The organism is Mycobacterium parascrofulaceum ATCC BAA-614, from assembly GCF_000164135.1.
Taxonomy (GTDB): Bacteria; Actinomycetota; Actinomycetes; order Mycobacteriales; family Mycobacteriaceae; genus Mycobacterium; species Mycobacterium parascrofulaceum.
On sequence record NZ_GG770556.1, the window covers coordinates 311,837 to 319,628 of the forward strand.

9 protein-coding genes, 4 pseudogenes and 1 riboswitch are annotated in these 7,792 nt (G+C 62.8%); of the genes and pseudogenes, 6 read left to right on the top strand and 7 right to left on the bottom strand.

The features are described 5' to 3' along the window. Positions 1-13 precede the first annotated feature (13 nt). From HMPREF0591_RS21325 to HMPREF0591_RS32490, 5 genes and pseudogenes are all read right to left on the bottom strand, one after another. The gene (locus tag HMPREF0591_RS21325) at positions 14-1,048 is read right to left on the bottom strand and encodes a cation diffusion facilitator family transporter (RefSeq protein WP_007170730.1); all 1,035 of its coding nucleotides are present in this window, start codon (positions 1,046-1,048) and stop codon (positions 14-16) included. 153 nt (positions 1,049-1,201) lie between these two features. Further along, a complete protein-coding gene (locus HMPREF0591_RS34050; RefSeq protein ID WP_244269059.1) occupies positions 1,202-1,786 on the bottom strand; it encodes a hypothetical protein in 585 nt (194 codons plus the stop codon). Between the two features lie 130 nt (positions 1,787-1,916). Continuing rightward, positions 1,917-2,333 (bottom strand): annotated as a pseudogene (locus HMPREF0591_RS34055) (pyridoxal-phosphate dependent enzyme); the annotation flags it as partial. A 308-nt stretch (positions 2,334-2,641) separates the two neighbouring features. Then, entirely contained in the window at positions 2,642-3,082 is a 441-nt protein-coding gene (gene lpqS / locus HMPREF0591_RS34815; protein WP_482805247.1) for a putative copper homeostasis (lipo)protein LpqS, read from the bottom strand. 192 nt (positions 3,083-3,274) lie between these two features. Further along, the gene (locus HMPREF0591_RS32490) at positions 3,275-3,445 is read right to left on the bottom strand and encodes a hypothetical protein (RefSeq protein WP_007170736.1); all 171 of its coding nucleotides are present in this window, start codon (positions 3,443-3,445) and stop codon (positions 3,275-3,277) included. 208 nt (positions 3,446-3,653) lie between these two features. Beyond that, a riboswitch (M-box (ykoK) riboswitch) is annotated at positions 3,654-3,824 on the top strand. A gap of 287 nt (positions 3,825-4,111) precedes the next feature. Here HMPREF0591_RS32490 and HMPREF0591_RS21330 point away from each other — a divergent pair. The 6 genes and pseudogenes from HMPREF0591_RS21330 to HMPREF0591_RS31260 form a co-directional block, all read left to right on the top strand. Beyond that, the gene (locus HMPREF0591_RS21330; RefSeq protein ID WP_007170737.1) at positions 4,112-4,411 is read left to right on the top strand and encodes a PE family protein; all 300 of its coding nucleotides are present in this window, start codon (positions 4,112-4,114) and stop codon (positions 4,409-4,411) included. Positions 4,412-4,426: 15 nt separating this feature from the next. Further along, complete coding sequence (locus HMPREF0591_RS21335; protein ID WP_007170738.1) at positions 4,427-5,653, top strand: PPE family protein; 1,227 nt, start codon at positions 4,427-4,429, stop codon at positions 5,651-5,653. 120 nt (positions 5,654-5,773) lie between these two features. Continuing rightward, a complete protein-coding gene (locus tag HMPREF0591_RS21340) occupies positions 5,774-6,070 on the top strand; it encodes a WXG100 family type VII secretion target (RefSeq protein WP_007170739.1) in 297 nt (98 codons plus the stop codon). A gap of 28 nt (positions 6,071-6,098) precedes the next feature. Then, on the top strand, positions 6,099-6,383 hold the full coding sequence (locus HMPREF0591_RS21345; protein WP_007170740.1) for a WXG100 family type VII secretion target: 285 nt from the start codon (positions 6,099-6,101) through the stop codon (positions 6,381-6,383). 81 nt (positions 6,384-6,464) lie between these two features. Next, positions 6,465-6,647: pseudogene (locus HMPREF0591_RS34060) on the top strand (magnesium transporter MgtE N-terminal domain-containing protein); the annotation flags it as partial. A gap of 153 nt (positions 6,648-6,800) precedes the next feature. After that, positions 6,801-7,329 (top strand): annotated as a pseudogene (locus HMPREF0591_RS31260) (divalent metal cation transporter); the annotation flags it as partial. A 71-nt stretch (positions 7,330-7,400) separates the two neighbouring features. On the opposite strand, the pseudogene HMPREF0591_RS32495 reads toward HMPREF0591_RS31260, so the two are convergent. Beyond that, positions 7,401-7,535 (bottom strand): annotated as a pseudogene (locus HMPREF0591_RS32495) (IS256 family transposase); the annotation flags it as partial. A 123-nt stretch (positions 7,536-7,658) separates the two neighbouring features. After that, the coding region (locus HMPREF0591_RS31265) for a PPE family protein, SVP subgroup (protein WP_425270230.1) at positions 7,659-7,792 on the bottom strand (134 nt) is incomplete at its 5' end.

The following is a 7,792-nucleotide window of genomic DNA, read 5'->3' on the forward strand; positions in this document are numbered from 1 at the left end:
AACGAGTCCATCCCTAACCGCGGATATGCGACGACGACGAGGAGCTGATGCCTTTCGTGTCCGAATCGGGATCATGGGCTTGCTTGTTAGCCGAGCGGTGGGTGGGCCCGTGGGTGTCTGCGCAGGGCGCGCATGCGCCCGCGAAACCGTGTTCGTTGAGGCCGCCTAACTTGTGGTGCTCAAGCTGCAGCGTGATGTGTGAAATTCCGTGCGTGTGCGCCAGCAACTGCGCTAACTCGGCGCGGGTGTTATGGCAATCGCGGTCCGCATTCACGATCACGTGCGCCGATAGCGCTGGTTGCCCTGAACTTATTTCCCACACGTGCAGGTCGTGAACTTCGAGCACCGCGTCGTGTGCCGCCATAGCCTGTCCAATCGCTTCGGGCTCGATTCCGCGAGGCGCGGCCTCCAATAGCACCAGACTTGCCGCACGCACCAATCCCGTTCCGGCCTTTACCATCAATGCCACCACCACGACGAGCGTGGTGATCGCGTCGGCACGCGCAAACCCGGTGAACACAATCACCGCGCCGGCGACTGCCGTTGCGATGAACGCGAACAGGTCGTTGAGGATGTGCTGGAAAGCGCCCTCGACGTTGAGGCTGGAGCGGTTGGCGCGGCTGATCATCCACGTCGCGGTGACGTTCACCACGACCCCGACCAGTGCCGTCACCAGCACCAGCCTGCCGGTGACCGGGGGCGGGTCCATCAGCCGACGGGCCGCCTCATAGGCCAGCCACCCCGCCAATACGAGTAAAGTCAGGCCGTTGGCCAACGCAGACAAGATTTCTGCGCGTCGCCAACCGTAGGTCATACGGCCCGCTGCGGGCCGTGCTGCCAGCCCGATAGCCCACAGCGCCAACGCGATTGAGGCCGCGTCGGTAAGCATGTGCGCCGCATCCGAGATCAGTGCGAGCGATCGGGCAACGATGCCTACCGCCACTTCGCCGACCATGAATGCGGTAATCACCGCCAGGGCACCGGCCAGCCACCGCCGGTCAGCATCGGTTGTATGCCCATGCCCGTGGGCGTGGCTGTGTCCGGTCATGGTCGCATCCTCTCGAAACGGCTGGGGGCTAGATCCCCGGCTACACGTGCTCTGTCGGACATTCCCGTTCGTTTCCCCATATGAGTTGTGTCCCCCTCTTTCCTCGGTGTTGACTTCCTGCGCCGCAACACAGGCCATGGTCACTGTTGTGGTTCACGCGATCCCGGTTTGGTGACCGCTATCCGGCACGAAGGCGATTGGGCGCAAATACTGCAGCAAGGCCACGACAAATGCTGCTGTCCAAAGTATTTCGGTATGGCCCCGACGTAGCCGCGCGCCGAAGATCGCCCCTGTCGCGAAATTGCCGACCAGGGGTTCGATTCCGACGACGGCGTTGCAGAACCGGTAATGTGCTGTTACTAACCGGTCGCCGGCAGAAGTAACTACGATAGGTACTTCGAACCGGACCACCGCGGCGGAACCGAGCGCGGGCAGCGCTGCGGAAACTACAAGTGCTCCGACGGCCGCTGACGTCGCTAAGCCCTGACTGGCGCGCAGGGCCATCAGCGGCACATACGACACAGCTAGTATGGCTAAACCGACAGACAAGCTGGTCCAACAACCGCACCTGTCGGAGAACCAACGGGTGATCTGCAACCGGCCGGCGACGGCCATTACACCTGAAATGGCGAACATCCCCGCGACAAGCCAACTTTGAACCGTGGTGGTAGTAGTACCGATGCCTGCAGACGACAGGGCGAGGTCGACATGGAAGATCAATGCATATGAACCGATCATCGCCGCGGCGAAGAAGCAGGAAAGGTGGGTTGTCCAGGGCGATCCGCCAATCTTGCAGAACCGAGGTGCATTTCGGCGCCTGCTCGCTCTGCTGAATTAGCGGTCGCACGACTCCGGCCGGATAGTCGCCGGTACCCGCTGAGCACACCAGCACATCAATCTCGCCGTGCTGGACGAGCAATTCGAAGGCCCGCGATTGATGCTCAACGACGTTGTCACAAGTGTTGCAGTGATCGCCATTCCATGCACCGGGATCGGTGGCCAACGACTGCGCGATCCGACTTTTGCGGGCTTGCCGCCATCTACAAACCGGGTCCGGTGCGTCGACGAGGACAACGTCGGCGGCGTAGGCAGCAGGTATGCGTCGAATGATGGGTTTCCTCGCGGTAGCGGTGACAACCATTACCGGATGCCCAGATGCCCGGCCCGCCAAAGCGAGTCTTAACCCCAGGCTGCCGCAGGCCAACTCAGCGATCCGCGCTGCGGGCAGCAACGCGCCGCGGGCGGGCGCCTTCTCGGCCATGTGCATGGCAAGGAATTCCTTCATGCTGCCTACTGGGTCGAAGCCGTCAAGCTTCGCCCAGAAACCACGGTCCGTAATACCCTGGGACACCGAGACTGTCAGCACCGCAGCATGTCCCGCCAAGACACCCGGCCGCCCATAGGTGGCAGGCCTGCGCCGCCAGCAGGACCGCGCCCGGGCGCCGGTAACAGGTAGGCAGCAGTATAGATCGTTGCCACAGTGAATAACGTCAGTCACTTGATCGTCACTTCCATTAGCGCGCGACACGCGACAATTGGTAAGAAACGTTCACCGGCCGGCCACGCGGAAGCGCAGCGGCCTGAAATGACTGATCAGCGACGAGACAAGCAAAGCCGGGTCAACAGATGTCGACCGGCGCAACGCATTCCAAGCGCGGCGGGCGGACCCCGCCCCGACACCGACGCGGGACGGGCCAACCATCCCGCCCCACCCACTGGGCTGACAGCGGCGCCGAAAGTCGCCAACGCGGCCACGGACGGGGTGAAGGCGGCGGTCATGCACTGGTCGTCGTGGTGTGTCGACGAATCTCTCTCAGCATGCGCATGGTCAGGCGGAATCTGATACTTGACCACTTGCGACGATCTAATCGAATTTAGCGCTTCACCGGCAACGATTTCCGGATTCGTTGAGTTAGTTGTGTTTTCGTGGTGGTGTGCGCCGACCATTACCATCCACGACATCAACCATACTGCGGCTGCTACCGCGACCAAACGAGATCGCAGCTTTCTCGGATCGGCGATGTCGATTCTCATGACAAACCCGAAGCTAGCACCGCGCGGCAACGATGTCGTCGCCGAAAGCCGTGCTACGACAATATGTGCCCAACTTGTCACGGCTCGTTCAGCGCTTGCTCACCACTAGCTCACTTCACGAATCGGATTGAACGTAGCGCGCGCAGGTTTGGCTGTTTGCATGACTTCGGTTCGGTCGCGTGAGCGGTCCGTTCATTCGTCCTCCTTGCTTTCGGGCGCCACAGGGCAATCGATGGCCGCCGATATGGCGCTCAGTAGCGCCCCGGTGTCGTCATCGATGTCCAGCGCGCCGAACCGCCGCAGGATCCTCACCACCTTGCCCAGCATCAGCGCCAGCGACTTGCCAGCCGGCACACCCAGCACGGCCTAGTAAAGGCCCGGTGCAATGCTGGCGTTCACTTACCGTCAATCCCATCGTCCGGGCCTACTGCGCCGCCCCGGTTTCGCCGCTTCAACACGCCACCTCGCGGGCAGCATTTTTCCTTGCGGCAACGAAGGGTTATGCGGGCATTTTTGGTGAGTCAAAGCGGCGGGTTGACGGGTGTTGCCTTGAGTGCCAGGATGACGTTTGCATGCACCTCGCTAGGTGAGGCGTCTGCACGGATATAGGCCACTGACCTCGAACGTCGAAAGACGCCCCGGGTCAGGACAGCTCTTCCCGGCTTAAGGGTTGAGCCCAAGTGGCTTCTGGGTCAGCCGGATACGCCGTGTGGTGCCAAAGCTCTGACGAGAGGGGTGCCGCGCTTGGCTGAATCGCCGGGTCGCCTTATCCCTGTGTGCGAGTGTCGGCATCCCCGTGTGCCCTGGCCGTGAGGAGGTGAGAGCGAGATGAGTCGCGGTGATAGTCCCTATCCGAGTCCGATGAGCATTTCGTTCGGATCCGGCCCCGGTACCGTTTCCGTTATCTGAATCGGCTTGCGCCGCTTCGGTTAATAGCCGCACATGTCCATTTCGTGGGCGTGTGTCGTTTTGGCGTGCCACTACCCACAACCCCAGCTTTAGTCTGCATTCCCTTTGAGGAGAAGTCCGATGTCTTTTGTGACCGCACAGCCAGAGATGCTGGCGGCAACAGCCAATGATTTGCGTGGGATTGGGTCGGCGCTCGCCGTCCAGAACGCGGCCGCGTCGAGGTCTACGACAGGTGTGATTCCTGCTGGCGCCGACGAGGTTTCGGCGCTGACCGCGGTCCAGTTCGCTGCGCATGCCCAGATGTATCAGGCGGTGAGCGCACAAGCCGCAGCAGCTTATGACCTGTTCGTGCGGACCCTGGCGGTCAGCGCCGGTTCGTACGCGGCTACCGAGGCCATCAACACAATCGCGGCCAGCTAAAGGAAGTGTGTAGCAATGACTGTCATGATCGACTTCGGCGCGTTGCCGCCGGAAATCAATTCCGCAAGAATGTATTCCGGCGCGGGCTCGACGCCGATGCTTAGCGCCGCCGCGGCCTGGGATGGGCTGGCCGCTGAACTGCGTTCGGCGGCGACCTCCTTTAGCTCGGCGATCGCGGCAATGAGCAGCGAAGGCTGGCGCGGCCCGGCGTCGATCTCGATGGCGGCCGCCGCAACACCTCTTGTCGCCTGGATGAACACCACTGGGATGCACGCTGAACAAACCGCCACCCAGGCCACCGCAGCCGCGGGTGCCTATGAGACCGCGTTTTCGATGACGGTGCCCCCACCTGCAATCGCGGCCAACCGTAGCCTTTTGACCTTATTGGTCGCGACCAACGTGCTCGGACAGAATACGCCGGCGATCGCGACCACCGAGGCTCACTACAGCGAAATGTGGGCCCAGGACGCAGGCGCAATGTACGGCTACGCTGCCGCTTCGGCGGCCGCGTCGAAGGTGACGCCGTTCACCGCGCCACAACAGACGACGAATGCCGTGGGGCTGGCGGGGCAGGCCGCTGCAGTCAGCCAGGCCACCGATACGTCGGCAGGTGCGAGCACGCAGACGGCATTGTCGCAGCTGACTTCCGCGGTGCCCACGAGGTTGCAGAGCCTCGCGTCACCCGCGTCGGTCGCATCGTCTTCGTCGTCGACGTCGGGACTTTCGGAAGTCCTTGGCCAGCTGTCTGGGTCTGGGTCTGGGAATTCGCAGCTCAACGACTTCTGGAACCAGTGGGGGCCCAACGCGAATATCTGGAACACCATCTTCTCGTCCGGGTTCTACACGCCGAGTAACACTTTGGGTGCCTTCACGAGTTTGTTGGGCGCCGGCGCGGCCGGGGGTGCGGCGGGGAACGCGATCGGAGAAGCTGTCACAACCGGCCCCCTGGGAGGCCTTTTGGGTCTGGCAAGCCTGGGCTCCGGCGGCGGCGCATCGGCGGCCCTGGGTCAGGCCGCGTCGATCGGCCCGTTATCGGTGCCCGCGAGCTGGACCGCGCTAGCCCCACCGACAAGCGCTCTAACCTCAGCGTTGGGCGCCACACCGTTAGCCGCGCCTCCGGGAGGTGTGATGCCCATGATGCCCGGCATGCCGATGACGAGCACGGCCGGAAACCACCTAGGCAGTGCTCCCAAATACGGGCTCCGGCTCACCGTAATGGCGCGCTCACCCGTCGCGGGATAGCAGATACGGGGAATCGGCTGGTGACACTCAGTTCGGCGGCTATGCACCGCATAAACCGTCCAGCCACGATTCACCGCTTGTATGGCACTCGAAGTTTTTTTTGGGTAAGGAGACATTCCGATGACTACGCGTTTTATGACCGACCCCCACGAGATGCGCTCGATGGCAGGACGTTTCGAAGTGCACGCCCAGACCGTGGAGGACGAAGCCCGCAAGATGTGGGCATCCTCGCAAAACATTGCCGGTGCCGGGTGGAGCGGTACCGCTCAGGCCACCTCCTACGACACCCTGGGCCAGATGCACCAGGCGTTTCGCAACATCGTCATCATGCTGCACGAGGTGCGCGACGGACTCATCCGCGACGCCAACAACTACGAGGGCCAAGAGCAGGCATCCCAGCAGATCCTCTGCCGCTAACCGCTTTTCACCCGTTAGGAGAACACCGATGACGATCAACTACCAGTTCGGCGACATCGACGCCCACGGTGCACTGATCCGCGCCCAGGCCGCCGGCCTGGAGGCTGAGCATCAGGCCATCATCCGCGATGTGCTTGCCGCCGGAGACTTCTGGGGCGGCGCGGGCTCGGCCGCCTGCCAGGAGTTCATCACCCAATTGGGCCGCAACTTCCAGGTGATCCACGAGCAGGCCAACGCCCATGGCTGCAAAGTACAAACGGCCGGTTCCAACATGGCCAGCACCGACAGCGCCGTCGGCTCCAGCTGGGCCTAACCCCCAGCGCGGCAGCCGTATTTCCGCTCCTGTGCTACCACCACCCACCACTGATCCACACGTTGTGCCAAGGAGGGATCCATGAACACGCCGGCGATCGAGACCCGAGAACTTAGTGTCACAGGATCGTTGATACATCTGTCACAGTTGTTGGGCGCACCACTGGTGACGCAGTCCGGCGAGGCGGCGGGCCCGGTTGACGACATCACCGTCCGCCTTCGCGGTGCAGGTACCTACCCGCTGGTTACCGGCATCACAGCCGGGGCCGAGTCGTCGATAACGAGGCTCAGGTGATGGGCGTGGTGACCGTCGGTGACGTGCTCAAGGCCACCCTTCCCGATGACGGGCGTCGACGAGTGCCCGGGCGACGCCCGGTTGCGAAGACGTGAGCTCAATGAGCAGCGAGGGAGACTGGCTATGACAATCTTGGACCGCCCCGCTTCCGACGCGGTGTTGGAGGCATCTCACGGGACCGCGGTGCTCGACAGCGCTCACATCGGCGACATCGAAGGTGCACTGGGCCGAATCAGCCTCAGCGACACCGCCCGTCCGCGCAGCCTGAAAATCCGCCTAGCACCATGCTGGCGATCATCGGGCCCGGCTTGATCGTGATGGTGGGCGACAACGACGCCGGAGGTGTCTCGACCTGCGTGCAGGCCGGACAGAACTACGGCTACAGCCTGCTGTGGGTGCAGGTGCTGCTGTTGATCCCGGTGCTGATTGTCAACCAGGAGATGGTGGTCCGCCTCGGTGTGCGGTCACCGGGGTCGGACACGCCCGGTTGATCAATGAACGGTTCGGCCGCGGCTGGGGCTGGTATTCCGTCGGTGACCTGTTCCTGCTGAACTTTCTGACCCTGGTCACCGAATTCATCGGCATCACCCTGGCGGCCGACTACATCGACATCCCCAGATATGTGATCGTCCCGTTCGCCGCGATCGCGCTAAGGGGGCCATCGGGGTCCATCAGATTACGGTGTAAGCGGCATCTTCGGTTAGGTATTTCGATTTTCCCCATGCGGTCGGCGAAGGTGATCGCGAAGGCGTTCAGTGCCGCTTTTGAGTGCATGGTCCATCGCTTCTGTCCGGTCCCGGTCAGGTGCAGTGACCGCGTGATTAAGTAGAGGCATTCGAGTGTGGCCTGTTGGTCGGGAAGTGTCTGCGGACACGGATGGCGCCCAGCCGTCCCTGAGAATGGTGCAGTGCCCGTGGGTCAATCGAACGGCTGTGCGCTGAAACGGATCTCGGCCGAAACTGCCGTGGTGTGGTCGTCGCGTTATCCGGCAAAAGGCGGGCGGGCCATCACCGTGGGACGGATCCCGTAGCGCGGACCGGCGCCGGTCGAACTTCCGCCGACGCCCGCCAGGGGCATCCCGCCCAACAGGTTTCCGGGCCCTGACGTGTCCGGGG

Coding starts and splice junctions, on each gene's coding strand:
- HMPREF0591_RS21325 (WP_007170730.1), bottom strand. CDS start 1,048: ATGACCGGACACAGCCACGCCCACGGGCATGGGCATACAACCGATGCT.
- HMPREF0591_RS34050 (WP_244269059.1), bottom strand. CDS start 1,786: ATGATCGGTTCATATGCATTGATCTTCCATGTCGACCTCGCCCTGTCG.
- lpqS (WP_482805247.1), bottom strand. CDS start 3,082: ATGAGAATCGACATCGCCGATCCGAGAAAGCTGCGATCTCGTTTGGTC.
- HMPREF0591_RS21330 (WP_007170737.1), top strand. CDS start 4,112: ATGTCTTTTGTGACCGCACAGCCAGAGATGCTGGCGGCAACAGCCAAT.
- HMPREF0591_RS21335 (WP_007170738.1), top strand. CDS start 4,427: ATGACTGTCATGATCGACTTCGGCGCGTTGCCGCCGGAAATCAATTCC.
- HMPREF0591_RS21340 (WP_007170739.1), top strand. CDS start 5,774: ATGACTACGCGTTTTATGACCGACCCCCACGAGATGCGCTCGATGGCA.
- HMPREF0591_RS21345 (WP_007170740.1), top strand. CDS start 6,099: ATGACGATCAACTACCAGTTCGGCGACATCGACGCCCACGGTGCACTG.